Below are 23,101 nucleotides of genomic sequence, written 5' to 3' on the forward strand. Positions count from 1 at the left end.
GCAACGGGACTTGTCTGGCGCGCCATCGCACCCCATAACCTGTAGAAACACAAACTGAACTTGGACCCATCATGGACACTGCTCAAACTGTTCTGGACAGCGCCTTCTGGATCTCCGCAGGGGCAATTGCGCTGCTGTTGGTGCTCTCAGCCTTCTTCTCCGGCTCGGAAACCGCGCTGACCGCGGCCTCCCGCGGCAAGCTGCGCACCCAGGCAGACAAAGGATCCCGCGGCGCGCAGCGCGCGCTTGACGTCACCGAAGACAACGAGCGGCTGATCGGTTCGGTCTTGCTGGGCAATAACCTGGTGAACATCCTGGCCACCTCATTGGCCACCGCGCTTTTGACCCGCACCTTTGGGGAAAGCGGCGTTGCCTTTGCCACCCTGGTCATGACCCTGCTGGTGCTGATCTTTGCCGAAGTTCTGCCCAAGACCTATGCCATCTCTAATGCGGAAAAAGCCGCCTCTGCCGTGGCGCCGATCATTGGCGTGTTGGTGACCATCCTCGCCCCGATCGTGGCCGCCGTGCGGTTTTTGGTACGCGGGATTTTGCGCCTCTTTGGGGTACAGATCGACCCGGACAGCCAGATCATGGCAATGCGGGAAGAAATTGCCGGCGCCCTGCATCTGGGCCATTCCGAAGGCGTGGTGGAAAAAGAAGACCGCGACCGCATTTTGGGCGCGCTGGATCTGTCAGACCGGTTTGTCGAAGAAATCATGCTGCATCGCTCGCATATCCAGATGATCGATGCCGCAGCAGAACCGGCGGATATTCTGGAGCAATGTCTGACCTCCCCCCATACCCGGTTGCCCGTCTTTAAGGATGAGCCGGAAAACATCATCGGCATTGTCCATGCCAAGGATCTGCTGCGCGAGATGTATGCCCAGATCGGCGGCCCCGAGGGCGATGCCAGTGCGCTGCGCAAATTTGAGATCACCACGGTGGCCAAGCCCCCGTATTTTGTCCCTGAAACCACCACATTGGACGACCAGATGCGGCAGTTCCTGCGGATGCGGAGCCATTTTGCCCTGGTGGTGGATGAATATGGCGCCCTGCAAGGGCTGATCACTCTGGAAGACATCCTGGAGGAAATTGTCGGCGAAATCACCGATGAGTTTGACCCGGCAGAACAGTCCTTGGTAAAAAAGGACAGCGATGGCAACTACACCGTCGAAGGCGCCACCACCATTCGAGACCTGAACAGGGCGATGGATTGGAACCTGCCGGATGAAGAGGCCAATACCATCGCCGGGCTGGTCATCCATGAGGCCCAGATGATCCCGACCACCGGTCAGGTGTTCTCCTTTCACGGCTTCCGCTTTGAGGTCACCGGACGCGAGGGCAACCGGATCACTGCATTTAAGGTGCGTCCTCTGTCATGAACCGGGCCTATGCATGGTTTGATCAGATTGTTCTGGACCTGCTGCGTCAGCTCCGCTGGAGCTTCCTGCCGCCGCTGCTGATCTACTTTGCCTATGGTGTTCAGGGCATTACCTCGGTTGTGGCGACATTTTTTGTCAAGGAATACCTGGATCTTGAGGCAGCCTTTTTGGCCGGTCTCGCCTTTTGGGTGGGCCTGCCCTGGGCGCTGAAGATGCCGCTGGGGCATCTGGTGGATCTGATCTGGCGCTGGAAATACCTGTTGATCCTGCTTGGTGCCACGCTGATGGCCAGCAGCTATGGTATCATCGCCAGTCTGTTGATCGCGCCTGATGCCATGGGGCAGATCATGCCCGCCAACAGCTGGTACGTGGCGGCGGCGTTGCTCGCCCCCTGTGGGTTTGTGCTGCAGGATGTGGTGGCCGATGCCATGTCTGTGGAGGCCATCCCGCACCGCAAACTCGACGGAAGCGCCTTCACCGAGGCCGAGAACCGGGTCATGCATACCACCATGCAGACCCTGGGACGGATCACCCTGATTGGTGGTTTCAGCGCTGCGGCGGCGATGAATGTCTGGCTGTTTGACGGCGCCGATGCCCTGAACCAGGCGGAGAAGGGCGCGCTTTATTCCCAGGTCTATTTGCTGGCCCTGATGGTGCCGCTGTTGTCGCTGACCGGCATTGCCGTGGCGCTGTTTCAGCGCAGGCATCTGGGCGCCAAGCTGCGCAAACTCGGCCTCGGCGCTGCCGAGATCCAGAACCGCCTGACGCTGCCGCGGGATCCGGTCTCAGTCAACTGGTGGTATTTTATCGGTGGTGGCGCCTTTGTGGCGCTGTCGCTCAGCGTGGGGCTCAGTGATGTCGCGCAGGCGCAGGAGCTGGTCTTTGGTGGCTCGATGCTTATCGTGCTGTTGCTGATGCGCCAGTTGATCAAGGCGCTGACACCGCAACAGGCGCGTGCCTTGGTTGGCACCGCCATCATTATCTTTGTCTACCGCGCCACGCCCCTGAATGGCGCGGCAGCCACCTGGTTCGAAATCGACGCGCTTGGCTTTGACCAACAGTTCCTTTCGGTTCTGTCGCTGATTTCCTCCCTGCTGACGCTGTTTGGCATGATCCTGCTGCGCCCCTTGATCGCCAATAACACCATCGCCTGGATCATCACCTTCCTGGCCCTGACCGAAGCCCTGCTCAGCCTGCCCAATATCGGGCTCTACTACGGCATCCACAACTGGACAGCCCCGCTCACGGGCGGGTTGGTGGATGCGCGCTTTATCGCCTTGGTGGATACGGCGGCGGAATCGCCGCTGGGGCAAATCGCCATGATCCCGATGTTGGCCTGGATTGCCCGCAACGCCCCCAGTAATCTCAAAGCGACCTTTTTTGCGGTGATGGCCTCCTTCACAAATCTGGCGCTCTCAGCCTCCAGCCTGGGCACCAAGTACCTCAACCAGGTGTTTGTGGTCACCCGCGAAGTCAGCTCTGCTGAGGGTCAGATCATCACCCCTGCGGATTACAGTAGCCTTGGCGCACTGCTGATCACCGTGGCGCTATTGAAACTGGCAATCCCATTGCTCGCGATCCTGCTGGTACAGCTCAGCCCGCTGCGTAGCACCGACTAGCCCCCCAAAAGGCAGCAATACCTGGGCAAAACCACGCTGCCTGTGTCACCTATTGGCTGGGAGCGACGGGTTTTGTCGCTTTTTTACTGGACTACTGTTCACTTCTGTCCAGAATAAGGAAAAGCCTCATTCAGGGAGAAGCCTCATGAAAACCACCACCCGCGTGGCCGTGATCGGCGGCGGTGTCGTCGGCTGTTCGGTCCTCTACCACCTGACCAAACTCGGCTGGTCTGATGTAATGCTGCTGGAGCGGTCCGAGCTCACCTCAGGCTCCACCTGGCATGCTGCAGGCGGTTTTCATACCCTCAACGGCGACACCAATATGGCGGCCCTGCAGGGCTATACGATCAATCTCTACCGCGAGCTGGAAGAGATCACCGGGATGTCCTGTGGGCTGCATCACGTCGGCGGTGTCACCTTGGCGGACAGCCAGGACCGCTTTGACATGATGAAGGCCGAACGGGCCAAACATCGCGTCATGGGGCTGGAGACCGAAATCGTTAGCCCTGAAGAGATCGCCAAGATCGCCCCGGCCACCAATACAGCGGGTCTGGTGGGCGGGCTGTATGATCCGCTGGATGGTCATCTGGATCCCTCCGGCACCACCCATGCCTATGCCAAAGCGGCCCGTATGGGCGGCGCCGACATTGAAACCCATTGCAAGGTGATCGAGACCAACCAGCGCTCCGATGGCAGCTGGGATGTGGTGACGGACAAGGGCACCATCCACGCCGAACATATCGTCAATGCCGGCGGGCTCTGGGCACGGGAAGTGGGCGCCATGGCCGGGATCTACTTCCCGCTGCACCCGATGGAGCACCAGTATATCGTCACCGACGAGGTCCCACTGATTGCCGAAATCATCGACGCGGGCGGCGAACACCCCCATGTCATGGATCCCGCTGGCGAAAGCTACCTGCGCCAGGAGGGCCGTGGGTTGTGCATCGGATTTTATGAACAGCCCTGCAAACCCTGGGCGGTCAATGGCACCCCGTGGGATTTCGGTCACGAGCTGCTGGGCGACGACTTTGACAAGATCGAAGATTCCATTGATTTTGCTTACAAACGCTTCCCCGCGCTGCAAGCCGCCGGGGTGAAATCCGTGATCCACGGCCCCTTCACCTTTGCCCCCGATGGCAACCCGCTGGTGGGGCCTGTACCGGGCGTGCGCAACTACTGGTCCGCCTGCGGTGTCATGGCAGGCTTTAGCCAGGGCGGCGGCGTTGGCTTGATGCTGGCGCAGTGGATGATCGAAGGCGAGCCAGAGCGCGACACCATGGCGCTGGACTGCGCCCGTTTTGGTGACTGGATCACCCCCGGCTATACCCTGCCCAAGGTCATCGAGAACTATCAAAAACGGTTCTCCATCTCCTACCCCAACGAAGAACTGCCCGCCGCGCGCCCCTTCCGCACCACGCCAATGTATGATGTCTTTGACACCATGGGCGCGGTCTGGGGCCAGCAATACGGCCTGGAAGTCCCCAACTATTTTGCCACGGCGGATGAGCCCCGCTTTGAAACCCCATCCTTCCGGCGCTCTAACGCCTTTGACGCCACCGCCCGCGAGGTCAAAGCGGTGCGTGGCACTGTGGGCATCAACGAGGTGCATAACTTTGGCAAGTACCGGATCACCGGAACGGGCGCACGCGCCTGGCTGGAACACATCATGGCCGGCCGGATCCCCCAGCCAGGCCGGATCAGTCTCTCCCCGATGCTGTCGCCCAAGGGGCGTTTGATTGGCGATTTCACCATCTCCTGTCTCGGCGAAACAGACTATCAGCTCACCGCCTCCTATGGGGCGCAGGCCTATCATATGCGCTGGTTCCTCAAACATCAGGCGCCGGATGTGGCAATCGAAAACATCTCCGACAGGCTGAATGGCTTCCAGATTGCCGGTCCCAAGGCGGCACAGGTGCTGCAGGCCTGCACCCTGCAGGATGTTGCGCAGATGCGCTTCATGGATGTGGCCCGCATGACGGTTGGCATGGTAGACTGTCTGGTGCAGCGGGTCAGCTACACCGGCGATCTCGGCTATGAGATCTACTGCGATCTCCCCAGCCAGCGCGCCCTGTGGCAGGCGCTGTGGCAGGCAGGCCAACCCCATGACATGATGCCCTTTGGCATGCGCGCAATGATGTCCCTGCGGCTGGATAAGTTTTTTGGCTCCTGGATGCGGGAGTATTCCCCCGATTACACCGCAGCAGAAACCGGATTGGACCGCTTTATCTCCTTCAAAAAACCCGGTGACTTCATCGGCCGCGCCGCAGCCGAAGCAGAGCGCACCCAGGGGCCGCAGCGCAAACTCTGCGCCTTTGAGGTGGACGCAACAGATGCAGATATCAACGCCTACGAACCGATTTCGATCAAAGGAGAGGTCGTCGGGTTTTGCACCTCAGGCGGCTTTTCCCATCACGGCCAGAAATCCATCGCCCTGGGCTTTGTCCCCACACCAATGGCCCAGCCCGGACTGGAGGTTGAGATCGAAATCCTTGGCAACATGCATCAGGCCCGGCTGATCACCGAACCGCTGTTTGACGCCGATGGCGCCCGCATGCGCGGCTAAGCCCCCAAGCTCTGCCAAAAACCACCCCGCCAAGGCTGCTATGGCCTTGGCACCTGCCGCCTTCCCCTTCTGCGCCCCCCTTTGTTTCGCGGGTTTATTGCTTTCATCTTTCCCCAAATACCTCCGCCGGAGGCATCCTGCCTCTCGCGCTCTCGACACCTAAGCCTGTTGGGGCGTAGGTTTGCAAAACATAGACTTTCATAAACACAGGATCATAAACACAGGATCATGAGCAAAATTGCCATCCTCCTTCTCGCAGCCGGCGCTTCCGCGCGAATGCAGGGGCGTGATAAGCTGATGGAAGACATTGAGGGAGCGCCGCTGCTGTCACTGATCTGCAGCCGTGCAACGCAAACCGAGCTGCCCTGCTATGTGACCTTGCCCAGCCCGACGCATCCGCGCAGCTCTGCCACCGGCGGCGCCCAGGTGATCCCGGTCCCAAATGCGGCTGAAGGCATGGCCGCCTCGATCCGCACCGGGATTGCCGCCCTGCCGCCGACCATCGACGCCGTGATGATCCTGCCCTGCGACATGCCAGAACTGCAAACCCAGGATTTGTTAGATCTGGCCGCCCAGTTCCAAGGTCCTGACGGCCCGGTGCTGCGCGCCACCGCCAGTGACGGTACCCCGGGCCACCCGGTGCTGTTTCCCCGGCGCTGTTTTCAGGCGCTCAGTAAGATCAGCGGCGACCAGGGCGCTCGTGCTGTGCTGCAGGGCCAAAAGCTGCAGCTGGTCGCCCTGCCCGGCCAACGCGCAGTCACGGATCTGGACACTCCAGAGGCCTGGGCGCGTTGGCGCGCCGCACGATAGGTTTTGCCACAGCGTCTGGCATCCCCCCAAACAAACCTGGACCTCAACGATGGGCCGTCAAACAAAAACGGGCGGAACCCTGCGGTCCCGCCCGTATTCTTGTCTCGCCCTGCGCGCCGCAAATCACCACCACGGATCACCGCCAGAAATCACCACTGGCACCAAGGAACGTTTAAAATCAATGCACTAGAAGGCGCGCCTCGTGCCGTTTCAGCGAACGCCGGGCAGAGCTATAGGATTCGCGGCCTTCCTCGGACTTCAGCTCAGGGAAGATCTCATAGACTTCGTTGCGCTGCGCATTATCCAGGCCCCGCAGGGTCTGATCGCCAGGCTGGAAGCTCTCGGTCCAGGCACCATCCGACAGCACGACCTCGTGCTGGTCGAACATGAAGTGGATATAGGTGACCGAGCTGGTCTCCACCGCGTCCACCCCAGCCAGGCCGGTCAGATGTTTGGCGGCAACCAGGACTTCGCGATCTTCAAAATACAGCGCCGTTTTGTCGTTGGCCACCAAAACCCGGTGGTTGGGGCTGACCATCATATCGCGCTCGGGCAGACCATTGCCCAGGGCACCTTCGCGGATCAGGATCGGCTGCAGATGCTCTGCCGCTTTCAGCTCTGCTGTGGCAAGGCTGCGCTTACCCAGCCAGCGAATGGACTGGATGCCATTGTCCCGGGTGATGATCCGGTCCCCAACATCCAGGTCTTCGACCCGGCGCTCCCCTTCGGGGGTGGCAATCAGGGTGCCCGGCGTAAAGCAGGGAACAATGACGTTTTCGATCTCATAGAACTCGGCGGTGCCGGTGACCGCGCCACCTGCATCCAGGAAGGTGACAGTGCCGTTTTCCGGGTTGGTGCTGTCATACTCCACCTCAAGCGAGCCGCCTGGGTTTTGCTCTTCGGCAACACCGCGCAGATCAAGCACGTCGACATCGCTGTCATCCGCGTCTTCACCGCCATAGACCGTGTCATTCTGGCTGATGCCTGAAATGGTATCCGATCCGGTGCCACCACGCGCAAAATCGGTGCCATCGCCTGCGCCCAGGTCAATGCTGTCCAAGCCGGCGCCGCCGTCCAGCTCATCATCGCCCTGACCGCCTAGGATGGTGTCGTCACCCTCGCCGCCAGTCACGGTGTCATCGTCGATGCCGGCATCGATCATATCGTTGCCAGTGCCACCAGAGATCAGATCATCGTCATCCTGACCATAGATCACATCATCGCCTGCGCCGCCTTCAATGGTATCCATGCCATTGGTGGGATCAGGATCCACAGGACGTCCGTCGGAGCCATCATCGGTGATATTGAGCCCATCTGGGAAAGCCGGATCCAGGCCACCATAGATGGTGTCAGAGCCGTCCCCCCCCATCAGACTGTCAGAGCCCTCACCGCCGGTGATCAGGTCATCCTCGCTGCCACCATCAATGGTATCATCGTCAATACCGCCATCAATGGTATCCGAGCCCGCACCGCCGGTGATCAGATCGTTATCGTCGCCGGTGAGGATCACATCATTGCCAGCGCCACCATCCACGGTGTCGCGGTCATCGAGCGGATCAGCGTCGGCAGGCACCGCAGGGATGTTTGGCGTGGTGCCAGTATAGCCGTCAAAACCCCGGTCAGGCAGCGGCGTTGGGTCGTCCGAGGAGGTATCAATGACGTCATCTCCGTCACCACCCTCAACGCTGTCAGAGCCATCGCCCCCTTCAATGGTGTCCGCACCGTCACCGCCGTCGATGATATCGTCGCCATCGCCACCGATCAGCGAGTCATCGCCATCGTTGCCGTAAAGGATATCATCACCTTCGCCACCGTCGATGGTATCATCGCCGGGAATGCTGGTCACCGGCGTCCCCAGGGCATCAAAGAACACATCGCTGACAACAACGCTGCTGTTGATGGTGCCATCCTGAGTATGGGTAATAACAATCGACGACACCGGACCGGGAATTGTCACCAACATCGAGGTGTCGGGGTTGTCGTCGCTGGTAAAGGTATCGTCTTCGCGCGTCGAAGCCGTATCATAGCCGGCAATCGCATCGGTATCTTCCATCGTCAGCGCCGGGCCACCGGCCAGGTTCACCACAATGGGGTTTCCGGCTGCGTCAAAGGCCGTGATCTGCACCTGGCTGTCTGCATCAATATCGCTGATACGGAAAGACACATCGCCAACCGGATCCGAGAAATCCAGCTGGTAGTCGGCGGTGCTGCCATCAGAGCTGACATCCGCGTTCAGCCCGCTTTGCGGGTCAGCGGTGACGCCACCGGTGTTGATGTTACCAACAAACTGCGGCACGTCGGTAAATTCCGTCGCCGTGTCACCCGAACTGCTGGAGACCGAGAAATTAACAGTGACTGAGCCAGTGTCCTGCGAGAAACCGCCGCTCAGATCATCACCGCTGTCAACAGGATCGCCGCCGTCAGGATCCGGTGCAAGGTCCCACTGGAACACTTCCCGGGTACCGCCACCACCGACACCCGGAACATCACTATCCCCAGCCAGCACATCATTGCCAGTGCCACCACTCAGGCTGTCGGCACCGCCGCCGCCATGCACCGTATCGTCGCCTTCACCTGCCAGCACGGTGTCGTCACCGGTTCCGGCATTCACCAGGTCGTCATCTGGCCCATCGGCCGGATTGATCGCGTCACCGTTGTCGATCCGATCGCCTTCGGGATCGCCAAGGTAGGAGGTGTCGATCAGGTCATCACCAGCAGTGCCTTCGACAATCCCGTCAAGGCCACCACCGTTGATTTCCACAACATTGTCATCAAGCACAGCAACATAGTCGATGCCGCCGCTAAAGGCATTGCCACCGTCACCATCCGCGCCAATGACAAAGCTGTCTTCGCCATCTGCCGCCACATCCATGGTCATGCCGACAATATCGTCGCCAGTGGTGTAGCTGGTGCCCTGTGTGGTGTTCTCAACAACCAGTGTGACGCCACCTGGGCTCCAGCCATAAGAAACCGTGACAACATCGCCGGTGGCAAAAAAGCCGGGGTCGGTTGCAAATTCCACCAGATTGCCATCATCGGCATGGGTCAGCTGAACGGTACCGTCCTCAGTGGCGCGGATCACAAAATTCTCACCGTCTGCGTCATCTTCTGAGGACAGCCCACGGCTGACAACCGTTTGATCGCCAACCCCTGGATAGCCATTGGACTTAAAGGTGGTAATGACTGTGCCGGTCGTCAGATCAAAAGGATCGTCATTATCGCCCGCCACGGTGAACTGGCTACCGCCGTCGCCCAACATCCAGCCGCCTGTGTAGTTGGCGCCACCAGTTCCAACGCCGTCCTGGGCAATACCATCGCCAAGACCGCTATCGTCGTCGGTATATCCTGGACGGAAATCCCAAAGACCAATCAGATTCGCCGAATACGGGTTGTCAAAATTGTCAGCCATCTCGTTCTCCTAATCGGCCAAGGGCCGTTTTATCCGCCCCATAGACCAAAGCGCCCAAAACCGAATTGCAAAGTCACCGCCACTGCGTTTCCGCAAAAGCGCAACAAAAAATAAACAACCCGATATAAGGAGAAGCACAATCGCACAGGTCGCGACCCAAGGCGCACCCCAAGCGCAACAGCGCAGGCTACGACAACAGTCGAACAGATCGAGTTCATCAAGGATCCGCAAAAAGCGTGAGAGCAGTTCACGCCGCGCTTTGCTTTGGCAGCTACGCTATACGGTCCCGAGACCAGAGATTATGTTACCCCCCAATGGGCAAGTTAATGAATAGCTGAAGCAGTTAGTTCAACAAAGAGAAAAAACTTAACGAAATTTTACAGACCCCCGATCCGCAGCTCTCTTTGGCGCTTCACATCGCTGCCCACTGGCAGCTGAAAAGAGACCACTGTTGCCAAAGATACAGAAATCCACTCCAACCCCAGCAATAGAGGACCAACAGGAAACAATTACAGGTTCTGGCGCGCCCCCTTGTTTCCAATCACGCAACAACCGCATGGCTCGCCTCCCTTGACGCCGACCGCAAACAACCAGAAGTCTGTTTTGAGGCCCGCTTCACAATCAGCCTCAATGCGTGGAATTTCCAGAAACTGTTTCCAGTAGCGCAACGACCAGCTGCAGAATCAACCTTACCGCAGGACAATTTCGCAGTAATCCCTATCCAAAAGACCTATCACGCCAGGGCAAACGGACAGCAGTGGGCGCAAACACAGGCGCGCCGCGCGAACCACGGATCCGGCCCCCGTCCGGTTGTACCTGTCCCCATTGCGCCAGACCGCGGGCAAGCCAGCCGCCGAAACCCTTCTACAGTGTCCGCTTCTGGAAGGTGAGAGAGCACACGTCTTCGTTCGCGATATGAACGAACGCAGTATTGTTCTTTGCCGTCTGGTGACCTCAGCCCCTGCAGTCCCAGCATCGCAAAGGACACGCGCAGGGGGGCGCCACACTGCTTTGCCGATTATATCGAAAGTTTGGACAACACCGTACAACAGAACCCCATTTCGCGCGGACGGCACGCAAAGCTCAGATGTCGCGAAAATCGCGATGCAGTTGGGTAGATTGGATTTTTTGTTGGGTTAGTGGCGGAGGGAATGACACATGCACCCAACTCTCTCCCGTGCCAACGTCGGACCCCGAGGGACATGCGCGAATTGCTGCGCAATTATTGCAGACATCAAGTCCTTAAGGCCTGTCTCGTGGGAGATGGCATTAAAGAGGTTTCTGATCCTTGGACGTACGACAAAGCATCAGGGCTGGTCACTGACGAAGACTTCAAGCAAAACTAAAAGTTCTGACGCCATGCATTTGGGGGAATTACGTCGACTTGCAGCCGCTGCGGTCAATCCGTGGAATTTCGATATGTCGGAGGGCGATGTATCCCAATCCATCCGTTCGGCGGCTGCAGTTCTGGAGGGGGTTACTCGTCTGGAAATGATTTTACGGGATATCTGTCGAGCAACGAAAGCTCTTGCTTCCAAACTGACTGCCCTGAATGTGGTGAGCGAGTCTTTTTCATCCGTCATAACGGTGGAAGCGTTTGGATCGATCCACCACTCGGGCCACCATGGTACAAGCACGGGTGCATGGATACTGGCTCGGGTACAAAATCGAAAACACGCAGCTCGCTGGCTTCCGACTACAAGCGGCTTTGTTGCACAAATCGGGGTCTGAGCGCATTTCCCCTTTCCCTGGACGAATTTACCCTACGGGCTCTGTGACGGGTATGCCAAGAGCGGTGTAGCGGTTTAGGACCGCGATGCGGACTTGGATTTCCGCTACCTGCCGGTCGAAGTCCCAGGCCATCAGCGATTGGCCGAGCAGCTTCACACAGTGCATCTTGGTTTCAACGCGGCTTCGGCGGTGGTATCCGCTCCATCGTCGCCACAGCGCGCGCCCTAGGTATCGTGAGGCATTGACCGCTTCGTTTCTTGCGATGGCTCCGGCGCTTGTGGGTTTCCACGGTTTGGCGTTCTTGCGCGGCGGAATGACTGCATGAGCGCCCCGTGCTGCAATCACGTCATGGCATCTGCGCGTGTCGTAGGCACCATCGGCGGTCAATGACCCAAGGTCCTGATCTGGTGGGATTTGGTTGAGCAGTTCAGGCAACATGGGCGCATCACCGATGTTGCTGGTGGTGACCTCTACCGCGCGAACCTCCAGCGTTTCCTCATCAATCCCGATATGTATCTTGCGCCAAATACGTCGCTTGGGGCCGCCATGCTTGCGGGCGTTCCATTCACCTTCGCCCTCTGCCTTGATGCCTGTGCTATCGATCAGAAGGTTCAGTGGGCCAGTCCCACCGCGATACGGCAAGCTCACGTTCAGCGTCTTCTGGCGGCGGCACAGCGTACTGAAATCGGGCACGGACCAATCCAGTCCGACCAGCCGCAACAGGCTCTCAACGAACCCAGCCGTCTGCCTCAGTGGCATACCGAAAAGGACTTTCATGGTCAGACAGGTCTGGATCGCGGCATCGCTGAACTTGCATTGACGACCGCGCCTGCCGGTCGGTGGCGGTGTTCAAACCATCTCGGGATCAAACCAGATCGCCAACGATCCACGCTGCTTCAGCGCGTCATTGTAAGACGACCAATTCGTGGTCTTATACTTCGTAGGGGCCCAACTGCTCATGCATCCCAGCTATCACGCTGGATTCATACAGTGAATCCCCGTCACGATTTGTGCAACAAAGCCGGCCCATTCCGACAAGAGCGACGCGCCGCCTGAAAGGGATGTGCCTGCCGTCGCCTATGTCCGGATGTCGACTGATCACCAGAAGTACTCGACAGAGACCGCTTTCGGCCCACCTGCCGCAGGGGCCAGTGTTCAGCCCCACCCGTATAACCCCCGAAAGCAACGGAAAAATCCGGCCGCAGCCGGATCGGGAGAACGCTTTCGCGGGGGCAAGTGGCGGAGGGAACGGGACACTTGTCGAACCTTCTCCACCCTCGTGCGCCCTGCATTGTTGATTATTGGAACCGACTTCTAAATCCGATAACTTACACGCGCACCCTCATCGATGACCGCAAAGTGCTCCGCGTACCTAGGGTCATATGGGTTAGGAAGGAGAGTAAACGTTGGCGATGCGGAAAGGGCATTGCTCACTCTCAAGATGTGGAAGACTTTTGTCACCTTTTTCCCCCTTCTTCCAACAAGTTCGCGGGCAAGACGTACCTCCGACGAACCAAGTGTGAAATCAGTGGACTCTGAATCAGTAGACTTGATCTCAATGAAGTAGGTACACCCTTCATGCGCAAACAAAACGTCACATCCACGCCCCTCATCAACATTGGGAGAATTATCTGGATAGGCCTTTTCGCTATAAGCAGATACCCAATTTGAAGGAGAAATGACTGCGGCACCATATCTTCGGCGAAGCCATCTGAAGGCATGGATCTCACCTGCAGCTCCAATCAAATCTTCCATATTTTTGCATTGCCGTTTCGGCGCCCGTGTCTTCTTGTCCTTGTCGCGACGTGTCGTGGGCTTCGGCTTATTAAGCTTCTTGGGGACCATCGGCGCGTGCAGATCGAATCCCAGCAAAGACGCGAGGCTCTCGTCATCAATCTGGTCGGCGATGTGATCGAAAAGATTAGAAATGTTAGTTTCTGAGTTATCGAATTCTGCCCCACAGACCTTTACCATACGCTTCCGCCTGTCGGCGTCTTGTCGAACTTTTTCCAAGGCAGCCGCCGCGCCGTCCAGTTGCTCGGCCGAAACTCCAAGGGACTCTGGAAGAGTTTCCAGAGATTGGGCATTTTTCAGACCATGGCGAAGATCCTGTGGTACAGCCTCAGTCAAATTGTCGGCAACCAATTCGAATACGGTACGTTGGGTCCAATTGACGGAATAGATTGACCGATCCTGCGCCAGTACGGGAGCCAGGGCATCGTTTCCAAACCCGGCCAGCCAGTCAGCGGATTGTTCGCGTCCGGCCTCTGTGTGCCACGCCGTCGCGGTGAGACGGAATCTGTCGAGAACCGCCGCAACAAGTTTTCGATTAGCCTTTGACACATCGAGGGGATCTGAGATTGCCATTTGGTCGGATTCATCGAGGTATCGTGCTAGCGAATCTGGAGAGTCTGCTGCTGCAATGACTTCTGATAGGTCATCGGAAAAGCCTAAATTTGTGATCTCCTTGGCGATTGCCTTGAAGAACTCCGAAAACGGCACTCTCCAGAAAGCACGCGCTGCATCGTCAGGGCAACCGACACTCTCGATATGTGACATCAACTCGGGATAGGTTGGCCCATCCATATCATCAGCTGTCAACGTAGCCGCAATTCGTCTTAAATGCAGAGCTGCTGCTTCTCGATGGCCGGAAAACTCCTTCCCGGCAGCCGGATTCAAAAGTTCAGCTTCACCGGATCTTGCCAACTCAGCATTCCATGCCGACAGTTCGACCCTGCTCCCCAACAAGTCGCGCACTGAACGTCCAAATTCGAAGACATCTCTCGCCTCAAGGGCGGCCTGCAAGACACGTTCGGCCAGCATATCGCTGTCGAGCACAGCGCAAAGCGGAGCAAGGATCAGATCCCTTTGATCGGCTTTCTGCAACTGCGCAGACTGTTCAGGGCAAGACAACACCCACATTAGACGCGACAGCCTTTCAACTGCGGGACCCAAATCTCCGCGCCACAGTTCGAATACTTCCCTGTAGTGCTCAAGCGATAAGTCCATCTGCCCGAGGAGGCGCGAAACAACGACCTCATCCAGGTCAGGCCAGACTTCGCTCAAGCCCTTACGTATCTGAAACTTAAGGTCCTCTCGTTCGATCATCTGAGTGAACGCATCTGCTACAGGTTCAATGTCCTCCCGCCATTCGTTGTCCAATAACAGCCGATGCTCGGCCTCCAGCCAGACAGATTTTTGCACGCGAGGCTCTGCTACCTGTCGATTATCGACTTCAGGAACCAATCCCAAGTCAGGCACGATAGAAACTTGGGCGCTGCGAAGGATATCCAAGTAGCGATTAAAACTCGTAGCCGAGGTTCCTCGGGCATTAACACCGTGAAACGCTGCGATTGTCAGGACAAACGGAATCGTCTCGTCGAGACCAGAGAAAGAAGTTAGCGGTACGCTATCTTCGGAAATCCATTTAGCCCCGGCAGAAAGCGGTGCCATATGAATCTGGGCCGCGTTGAGGACACCGGCATCGTAGGCATTTTCAAAATCATCTGAAAGGCGCGTTGCATCAGTGGGTTCGATGGTGACGGCAGGTAGATTGAAATGACGCAACGTGGACAATGTGGTGCGCGGATTCGGTAAATACACTGGTTCGTCCGAAGTCGGTGTCAAAGCAGCCAAGGAACCGTCTGGTTGGTGTGCCACAATCTGCTCGGGAAAATCTTCGACAGAGAACGGCTTAAACGCCTTCCAGGCAGTCCTGATTTGTCCAATGAAAACATCCCTGTTCTGGTATGCTTGCGCTTTCGCCGTATCCGCAAGACAAGCCAACAACCGTGGATCGTTTGACGCTTCGTCCGGTGCATAGGTCGGCATACCTAGGGATCCCAAGAAGGTCACAAGACCTTCGCTCCGATCCAACTGTTCCGCCATTGCCGGGGGGAGCGGTGAAAGGTGTTCAAGAGTCCAAGCGCGCCCACGAGCGAGATGTTGACTCGGAACATACCAGCGAGATGACGCGGCAGTCCAAGTCCAACTTTCATTGTCGTTGTACTCACCGATCCAATCGAGTGACCCAAGTACCTGCAACAGCGGCGATCGGATCGTGAAGTAATCTGAGGAGCCCTCGACACGAGTGATAGAGAGACCTGCCCAATTGTCCTGCCACCCGCCAGCACTTGCCATCACAACATCAAAAAAGGCCGCGCGAGCTTCCAAGTCAAATTCTTCATATCTTTCCAGCCCTGGAATCCAGAGTATGTCTCCAATTTCGTAGTAGCCGTTATTGTAACGAGGTTGCGCGTCTTGGATCGCAGCCTCTCGGGTCTTGTTCCATGCGGTAGGATTAATGCTTGTCGGCGGTTGTTCTGGGATCTGAAAATAGTGCTTGCTCGCGTGAAACTTTGCGTTCCAGCTTTTCGGCGCAATTTCCTCGAGCCTTAGACCATCGTGTACTCCTGCGTCTCGCAAGAGCTCCAAAATGGTTTGCCCTTGCCCACCCCAATCACGATGCTTTGGCGACCGCAACATCCTGTCACGGGCGGCGCTGACAGTTTCTCCCTTGCTGCACTTGAGATACCGGTCGACCACATAACCAGTCGTGCCCGGCCAGTCTGCACCAAAACTTGCGGTTTTAAGTCGATACCATCCACCCCTGCAGGGGACGGGCAACTTAGCCAAGGCTTTGTTTATCCCTTGCCCTTCTCCCCTGAACTGCATCGATTGCGCTAGCCGGATCCCGTAGTACAAGGCATCCCGGCACAGATCGGCATTCACACCAGAAGAAGTTACCGGGAGAGGTGGGAGATTTGGAATCAAAACCTGCGTCAAAACGCTTTCACGCCGGAATGGTCCTACCAGGTCCGCGTTGATTAACTCGCCATGAAGATTTGTGTTGTGCAATCTTCCCTGTCTCAACTCACTCACGGGAACCGCTGGATCGAGAATGGCGATCATCTGCCGCAGTGATTTCGGGATCTGATCGATATCCAAGTCGCCCGGCCCGTCGTCCTCGTCCGGTCCCGCTTGTCTAGGTTTGAAGTAGATTGCGGAACCAGAAATGCCGCCTGCGTGCAATTGACCGTCAGTACACAATAACAATTTGCGCTCCTGAAGCGGTAACAGATCATCGGCAAAAATACTCTGAACGTCCTCCCAGAATCCCTTCCAGTCAACTGGACCCGATGAGTGTAGCCATGCAGCTGCACTCTCAACTGTTTCCGCCTGATCTTGCGGCAGTGGCAGCCAGCCTATTCCATGCGCACCCGACAAGGCTTTGATGGACCTTGAACGTCCACCCAGTTCGGCTGCATATGCTGGAAACTTGGCATGTCGGCGCAAAACCTCTGCACTAAGAACTTTCGGTTCCTCGGGAAGAGGCAAAAGAGAAGCTTCGTTGAGCGCTACCCACCCTTTGTCACTGAGTAGCCATGCTGATTCCTCGATCTGGAAATCTCTTGATTGTGCCGCATTGCATAGATGCGCCTGCCAACGGTCCGACGCAGGCTCATCAGTGGAATTGGGAGAAAGAAGATCTATGATATCCGCTGCTTCAGTCGCAGACTTGCCTTGCAGATCCGCATCAATTGCTTCAACTGCGAGGTCAGCTGCCTGGGAAAGCAGATAGTCATTGTAGACAGCATCGCCTTCCGGCTCTTCTGACACGTCTCCAAAGTTGATCAATGTTCGGCTCATGTCACCGAAGAACGGCGCATTGACATGAATCGATGCTCCAGATTCGAGCTTGGTCGGAAGAAAAATGCTGAGTTGGCCTGGCGCTGGTGTCTCGCAAGCACCGACAGCCAAGGTAATCTCCACCTTTGTGAGTTTCGGCCATTGACCGGGGAGTTCCTGAATGGATGCCCGAACGGCTTCGGGCATGTCGGCCACGCCAATCTCACGTCGCCACGTTCGAAACTCCCGCGTCTCTTCCCGAGAGGTAATCTTGATTTTCGAATAATGACGTGGGACGTCAGGTTCGCTCTTTGGTGTTCTCTTGAAAACCTGTTTGCAATCAGGCAAGGAAAGGGTCAGTTCCTGAAGTCGATCGAGAAACAGCAGTGAGTTCCCGCCAATTTCTTTAAGGCGCCGCTCAACCAGTTTAGCCGATTTAGATGACTTTAAAGGCAACGCGACAACAGTCGAAAACCCCAATTCTTCAAATTCGGTAATCGCCTGCACACGATCCACCCCCACAAGAGGCCACGGCAAAAGATATGGTGACAAATAGGATAATTGTGACTTAACCCAAGCCTCAATAGAGGTGCCGGCCTCGTTGGCCTGATTGTGAATACTTGAGTGCAGCTTATCGAGCAGTCCATCGTTCCAGTCGACGAGTTCATTCAACGGCACGTCACTCGGCGAAGGAGTTTCTCTCCCGATCAGTCTCAATATTGGTTCATGGAGGGAGCGAACAAAGTCCGGACTGAAATTGAAGCAATAGCCATCAAAGTTGCGACTTGATTGGGTTCGCTTTGACCAGATTTGCGGTCGATCACAAATTTCCAGTACGCTCCGAAAACCTATCCCTTTGTTACCAATTGATGTCTCAGGACTCTTGTCACTTTGACCAAGTTGGGAGACGCTGATGAAATTGCTTCTGGAAAATGGAAGCCCATCATTGGAAACATAAAGTGTGCCAAAATTGCGATCTTCAACAAGACGCATTTCGATCCTACCCGCACCCTCATTGGATATTGGGTCGCGTGCCACCGCATCATAGGCATTCTGGATCAATTCAATAGCAAAACGCCCATGATATTGATGCTGCACCTGCTCCGTCAGGCTGTGTACCGTTCGGTAGTTCGTCACGCCCTCAGCCAATTCATAGAGAAAGCTACGCAGCTTGCCCCCTGTCTCGTCGCGGACAGATTTGGCCAGATCAGACGGAGAACTTGGCGAAACGAGATTCATGGAACTGGCCTGAGGGTTTTTCAAGTGAATTCAATAGTGTCTGTTCGAGATGCCATACTCAACCACTTCCTTCAAAGTCTTTCCGTCAATGGCTCTTCGCCAACTCTGCGGACCGCTGCAGTTGCCATCCTTGACGACACCCCCTGCGACACTGGCGCTTCCAAAAAGATGATCCCTAGAGAAACGATAGAGATCGGGATCGCTGTCGTGGACAAGAACACCTTGTCGAACGAGCCCATCACGTTCCTTACGGTCACGCTTCACACGTGGCGAGCCATCCAACATCGCAGTTGATCCCTTGCGTACCAAGAACCCACCATTTTCCGGACGGCCGAAGGCCTGTGCCTTTTGTGGACGCATTGTGAACCAACTATCATCACTCATTTTCATTCCATTTCTTTCAGGCTGATTGTTTGCAGAGCACACAGCGTATTCACCAGCTGCATTTGCTCAACAGTATTACACTTCGCTTCACGCAGGCGCGGCGCTCCAAAAACCAATGCGAGTCCCTTGGCGCGTGATACCGCGACATTGATGCGATTCAGCGAAAACAGGAATTCCATCCCTCGCGAGGTTTCTTCGGCGGAGGACGCTGTCATGGAAACCAGACAGACCGGCGCCTCCTGTCCCTGAAACTTGTCCACTGTACCAACGCGGACAGCCGAAAGAAGGGCGTCCCGCAGGGCGTTCGCCTGCGCATTATAGGGGGCCACGACGATGATATCCGTCTCGCGCATAGGCCGCGTACTGCCATCCTTATCTGTCCAGTTTCCGCCTAGCAGCTCAGCAATGCAATTTCCAATGATAACAACTTCTTCCTGAGCGATCTGGGCGTTGCCTTCATGAGCAACAGGAAACCAAAAAGCTCCCGCTTCAGGAAGAGTCGTGCCAGTCACACGTTGGCGGGCCGTATCGGAGAGGCTGGTAAGCCTACCCTCATAGACCTGCTGGGAAATGAACCCACAGACATCCGGATGCATCCTCCGCGATATGGGCAGGAAAATGCCCCGGTCGGCTGGGATTGTAGCTTGATCCGCCAGCATCCAGTCAAGACAGGACAGGTTTGCTGGCTCGGGATGCGAGCCCTGAACAACCTGCGGCAATTGGCGGGGGTCTCCAACCAATACGATGTTCCTTGCCGCCCGTCCTATAGCAGCCATGTTGGCAAGGCCGACCTGACCGGCCTCATCCACGAACAGCCAGTCGAAGGCCTGAACATTCTCATGGCGCGCAAAGAACCACGCCGTGCCGCCCACCACATGCCCGCCATTGGCGGCTTCTGCGTTGTCGGTCGTACGATGAACATCGCAGTCTTCGGGATACCCATCCTCGCTGCCAGAAACCTTATGGACGAGTTCGAGATTGATCGGCAGGTCTTCATCTTCCAACGCGGAAAGGCAGCCCATCAGCACATTCCTAATCGCCTCGTGGCTGTTAGATGTGACACCGACGCGATGGCCTTTACGCACCAAAGAGAGGATCGCGCGGGCACTGATATAGGTCTTGCCGGTGCCCGGAGGCCCCTGGATTGGCAAGACGGTCCCGTCCATGTCGTTTACCACCTCAATGGTGCCCGAAACTGGGTCAGCCCCCTTGAGTAGGTCGGTTTTCGGCCCAGATCGAAGTCTCGGCGAGGTGCGCGAAAGCAGATCATCCACCGCAGTGAATCGGCGCGGACCGCATTGATCAGCAATCACATCTCGCAGGGCTGAAGCTATGACGCCCGTATTCAATGGCCAATCCGGGTGCAAAGATAGCCGATCGGCCAAGAGATGCGCCTTGCCCGGTCCCGCCTTGACAGAGATTTCACGTGCGCGCCGGTCCAAGCTCTCAATTCCGACCGTCGTGGGTGGCGCGTCAAAAACTGGGACAGTCGCCTTTTTTCCATGCCGCAACTTGGTCTCTTGCGGCGGAAAACTGTAGGTGCGGGCAAAGGATCGCTTGACCAGCTCGACGGGACCGACCGCTTCCAAACCGGCAAGAGCATCGAGATCGTCGATCAGGTCATCCTCGTCCTTGGCAGCACTGTCAAATACCGCCCATTGCGCGGGCTTCACCTCGCGTTTGTGGAAAAGTCCAAGGTTGAACAGCATCTCCTGTCGCTCATCCGGCAACGCCGATGCCCCGATTGCGTTCCGTAGCGCTTGGGTGTCGGCATCCTCTTCCGCCTCTTTGTCTCCGGCATCCGGAGCAAGCATCGGCCATGGGCCGACGGGGCGACAACCAACCAGCCAATCACGCAATTCTTCCGTCGAGACGCAGTCGACACGGTTGTAATCCTCAATCTCATCGAGGATCTGCTGATCCTGCGTTTCGCGCCAACGCTCATAGGCCACGACCGATCCACCCGCCGTCTTGACCTCGCCATCCCGCTTGCGATCATAGAAGGCCTCCATCGATTTGATGGAATAGTTCGGTTCCGACCCGATCAGCCCGCCCCGCACCACTGCAAACAGGTCGACAAAGCGACGTTCCCGCAAAAGCCGATCAAGGTAGGCCTCACCAATCCCGTATTTCGTGGTCAGTCGTTTGAGCGCGGTGATTTCATACGGCGCATAGTGATAGATGCGCGCCTTGGGGAATTCCTCGATCCTCGAACGGAAGAAAGCAAGCAGATCCTTCAGCGCTTTCGCTTCGGCTTCGTGGTCATGGGCCCAGAATGCTTGAAATTGTCCGTCAAACCAAATCCCATGCAGGTATTCGAGACCTCCCTCGTAGTGCGGATCGCCTTCGATGTCGTAGAACAGATCACCCGGCTGCGGCTCCGGCAAAAGATCAAAGCCTTTGCCGGGCTCCGGAGCCCGCAGTTCAAAATCTGGCTCCCCGGCTTTGCGGGCCTGCTGCAAGCGCGCCTGGACGACCAGCCGGGCCAGCATGTTTTCGGCCATGCCATGGATCGGGCGATCCAAAGTTGAAAGAGCTTCCAAAGTTTCAACGCCAGCGGCTTCCAGTTTTTTCACCTGACCACGGCTGATATTTGCAACATTGAACAAGCTGTCCTCGGCCTGCCAGACGTTTTCGCAATGATCTGCCCAACGGCAAAGTCCGCAATCGGCACAGGGCATCGGACGGGTCGGCCGGGGATCAGCAACAAAGGCTTCCAGCCGCTCTCGTGCCATTCGGGCGTAAGCGGAATAGTCGGCAAGGCGCAGCGTCGCGCGGGTACCGTCGCCCAATTCGACATGGGCGAACTCGGGCGCCACGCCCTGAATCTCTGCCAGCAGATCCGAATAAAGAACTAGTTGCAGCACATGTTTTGGGTCCGCGCGACGCTTCAGCTTGGTGTCGGCCACCTCATAGCTAAACGCCCCAAGTGCCGAAGGTGTCTCGACCCGCTCCAGAAAGTCCGACCAGCCGCCCCAATTTCCTGACAAGAACGCGCCCTGAAACACCACGTCGAGACCGTCGGCGAGAGCCAATCGCGTAGCCTTGGCATTTTCAGCAAGACCGCCATGTTCAATCTCGGAAATACTGCGCCCTTCCTCCTTGAGCCGGCTCAGATGTGCCGCCTCGTGTGCATCGCCCTGTTTTTGCAAAAGCGCTGCGTCTTCTGTGTCTGCGCAGGGAACCGGCCCGGTGCCTTTCATATAAGAAAAGTCCAAAGTGGTACTGTGTCGGCAACCTGAAAACCTCATCAGGTCTGATGCGGAAAACAATACCTTGCCGTTTACCTCTCGCAAATTGATCACCCCTTTCGGCTTTGTTGCACAAATCGGGGCCTGAGCGCATTTCCCCTTTCCCTGGACGGATTTACCCTACGGGCTCTGTGACGGGTATGCCAAGAGCGGTGTAGCGGTTTAGGACCGCGATGCGGACTTGGATTTCCGCTACCTGCCGGTCGAAGTCCCAGGCCATCAGCGATTGGCCGAGCAGCTTCACACAGTGCATCTTGGTTTCAACGCGGCTTCGGCGGTGGTATCCGCTCCATCGTCGCCACAGCGCGCGCCCTAGGTATCGTGAGGCATTGACCGCTTCGTTTCTTGCGATGGCTCCGGCGCTTGTGGGTTTCCACGGTTTGGCGTTCTTGCGCGGCGGAATGACTGCATGAGCGCCCCGTGCTGCAATCACGTCATGGCATCTGCGCGTGTCGTAGGCACCATCGGCGGTCACTGACCCAAGAACCTGATCTGGTGGGATTTGGTTGAGCAGTTCAGGCAACATGGGCGCATCACCGATGTTGCTGGTGGTGACCTCTACCGCGCGAACCTCCAGCGTTTCCTCACCAATCCCGATATGTATCTTGCGCCAAATACGTCGCTTGGGGCCGCCATGCTTGCGGGCGTTCCATTCACCTTCGCCCTCTGCCTTGATGCCTGTGCTATCGATCAGAAGGTTCAGTGGGCCAGTCCCACCGCGATACGGCAAGCTCACGTTCAGCGTCTTCTGGCGGCGGCACAGCGTACTGAAATCGGGCACGGACCAATCCAGTCCGACCAGCCGCAACAGGCTCTCAACGAACCCAGCCGTCTGCCTCAGTGGCATACCGAAAAGGACTTTCATGGTCAGACAGGTCTGGATCGCGGCATCGCTGAACTTGCATTGACGACCGCGCCTGCCGGTCGGTGGCGGTGTCCAAACCATCTCGGGATCAAACCAGATCGCAAACGATCCACGCTGCTTCAGCGCGTCATTGGAAGACGACCAATTCGTGGTCTTATACTTCGTAGGGGCCCAACTGCTCATGCATCCCAGCTATCACGCTGGATTCATACAGTGAATC

The 23,101-nt window shown here is 57.0% G+C and carries 9 protein-coding genes and 3 pseudogenes; 4 read left to right on the forward strand and 8 right to left on the reverse strand.

All coding sequences use genetic code 11. The features are described 5' to 3' along the window. Positions 1-71: 71 nt before the first annotated feature. The 4 genes from N1037_13190 to N1037_13205 all read left to right on the forward strand — a co-directional run bounded on the left by N1037_13190 (position 72) and on the right by N1037_13205 (position 6,374). Entirely contained in the window at positions 72-1,382 is a 1,311-nt protein-coding gene (locus tag N1037_13190) for an HlyC/CorC family transporter (protein UWS78239.1), read from the forward strand. Beyond that, positions 1,379-3,001 carry a hypothetical protein gene (locus tag N1037_13195; protein UWS78240.1) on the forward strand — a complete coding sequence of 541 codons (1,623 nt, stop codon included), beginning with the start codon at positions 1,379-1,381 and terminating at the stop codon, positions 2,999-3,001. Before N1037_13190 ends, N1037_13195 begins: the two co-directional genes overlap by 4 nt. Before the next feature lie 145 nt (positions 3,002-3,146). After that, a complete protein-coding gene (locus N1037_13200) occupies positions 3,147-5,564 on the forward strand; it encodes an FAD-dependent oxidoreductase (GenBank protein ID UWS78241.1) in 2,418 nt (805 codons plus the stop codon). A 228-nt stretch (positions 5,565-5,792) separates the two neighbouring features. Continuing rightward, positions 5,793-6,374 (forward strand): nucleotidyltransferase family protein, encoded by a 582-nt coding sequence (locus N1037_13205; GenBank protein ID UWS78242.1) that lies wholly within the window; start codon positions 5,793-5,795, stop codon positions 6,372-6,374. 178 nt (positions 6,375-6,552) lie between these two features. Here the strand turns inward: N1037_13205 and N1037_13210 are convergent, their stop codons facing one another. The 8 genes and pseudogenes from N1037_13210 to N1037_13245 form a co-directional block, all read right to left on the reverse strand. After that, positions 6,553-7,947, reverse strand: coding sequence for a Hint domain-containing protein (locus N1037_13210; GenBank protein UWS81360.1), 1,395 nt, complete (start codon positions 7,945-7,947; stop codon positions 6,553-6,555). A gap of 141 nt (positions 7,948-8,088) precedes the next feature. Continuing rightward, positions 8,089-8,220: pseudogene (locus N1037_13215) on the reverse strand (hypothetical protein). 729 nt (positions 8,221-8,949) lie between these two features. Further along, positions 8,950-9,246: pseudogene (locus N1037_13220) on the reverse strand (type I secretion protein). Positions 9,247-11,541: 2,295 nt separating this feature from the next. Then, a pseudogene (locus N1037_13225) lies at positions 11,542-12,474 on the reverse strand (IS5 family transposase). Positions 12,475-12,828: 354 nt separating this feature from the next. Continuing rightward, positions 12,829-18,381, reverse strand: a complete 5,553-nt coding sequence (locus N1037_13230; GenBank protein ID UWS78243.1) for an ATP-binding protein — start codon at positions 18,379-18,381, stop codon at positions 12,829-12,831. Positions 18,382-18,411: 30 nt separating this feature from the next. Further along, entirely contained in the window at positions 18,412-18,771 is a 360-nt protein-coding gene (locus N1037_13235) for a DUF4357 domain-containing protein (GenBank protein UWS78244.1), read from the reverse strand. Next, on the reverse strand, positions 18,768-22,016 hold the full coding sequence (locus N1037_13240; GenBank protein UWS78245.1) for a TM0106 family RecB-like putative nuclease: 3,249 nt from the start codon (positions 22,014-22,016) through the stop codon (positions 18,768-18,770). The genes N1037_13235 and N1037_13240 overlap by 4 nt, the downstream gene beginning before the upstream one ends. 115 nt (positions 22,017-22,131) lie before the next feature. Continuing rightward, positions 22,132-23,064: an IS5 family transposase gene (locus tag N1037_13245; GenBank protein ID UWS78246.1), complete on the reverse strand. Its 933-nt coding sequence runs from the start codon at positions 23,062-23,064 to the stop codon at positions 22,132-22,134. Positions 23,065-23,101: the final 37 nt, after the last annotated feature.

The organism is Phaeobacter sp. G2, from assembly GCA_025163595.1.
Taxonomy (GTDB): Bacteria; Pseudomonadota; Alphaproteobacteria; order Rhodobacterales; family Rhodobacteraceae; genus Pseudophaeobacter.

Coding starts and splice junctions, on each gene's coding strand:
- N1037_13190 (UWS78239.1), top strand. CDS start 72: ATGGACACTGCTCAAACTGTTCTGGACAGCGCCTTCTGGATCTCCGCA.
- N1037_13195 (UWS78240.1), top strand. CDS start 1,379: ATGAACCGGGCCTATGCATGGTTTGATCAGATTGTTCTGGACCTGCTG.
- N1037_13200 (UWS78241.1), top strand. CDS start 3,147: ATGAAAACCACCACCCGCGTGGCCGTGATCGGCGGCGGTGTCGTCGGC.
- N1037_13205 (UWS78242.1), top strand. CDS start 5,793: ATGAGCAAAATTGCCATCCTCCTTCTCGCAGCCGGCGCTTCCGCGCGA.
- N1037_13230 (UWS78243.1), bottom strand. CDS start 18,381: ATGAATCTCGTTTCGCCAAGTTCTCCGTCTGATCTGGCCAAATCTGTC.
- N1037_13235 (UWS78244.1), bottom strand. CDS start 18,771: ATGAAAATGAGTGATGATAGTTGGTTCACAATGCGTCCACAAAAGGCA.
- N1037_13240 (UWS78245.1), bottom strand. CDS start 22,016: ATGAGGTTTTCAGGTTGCCGACACAGTACCACTTTGGACTTTTCTTAT.
- N1037_13245 (UWS78246.1), bottom strand. CDS start 23,064: ATGAGCAGTTGGGCCCCTACGAAGTATAAGACCACGAATTGGTCGTCT.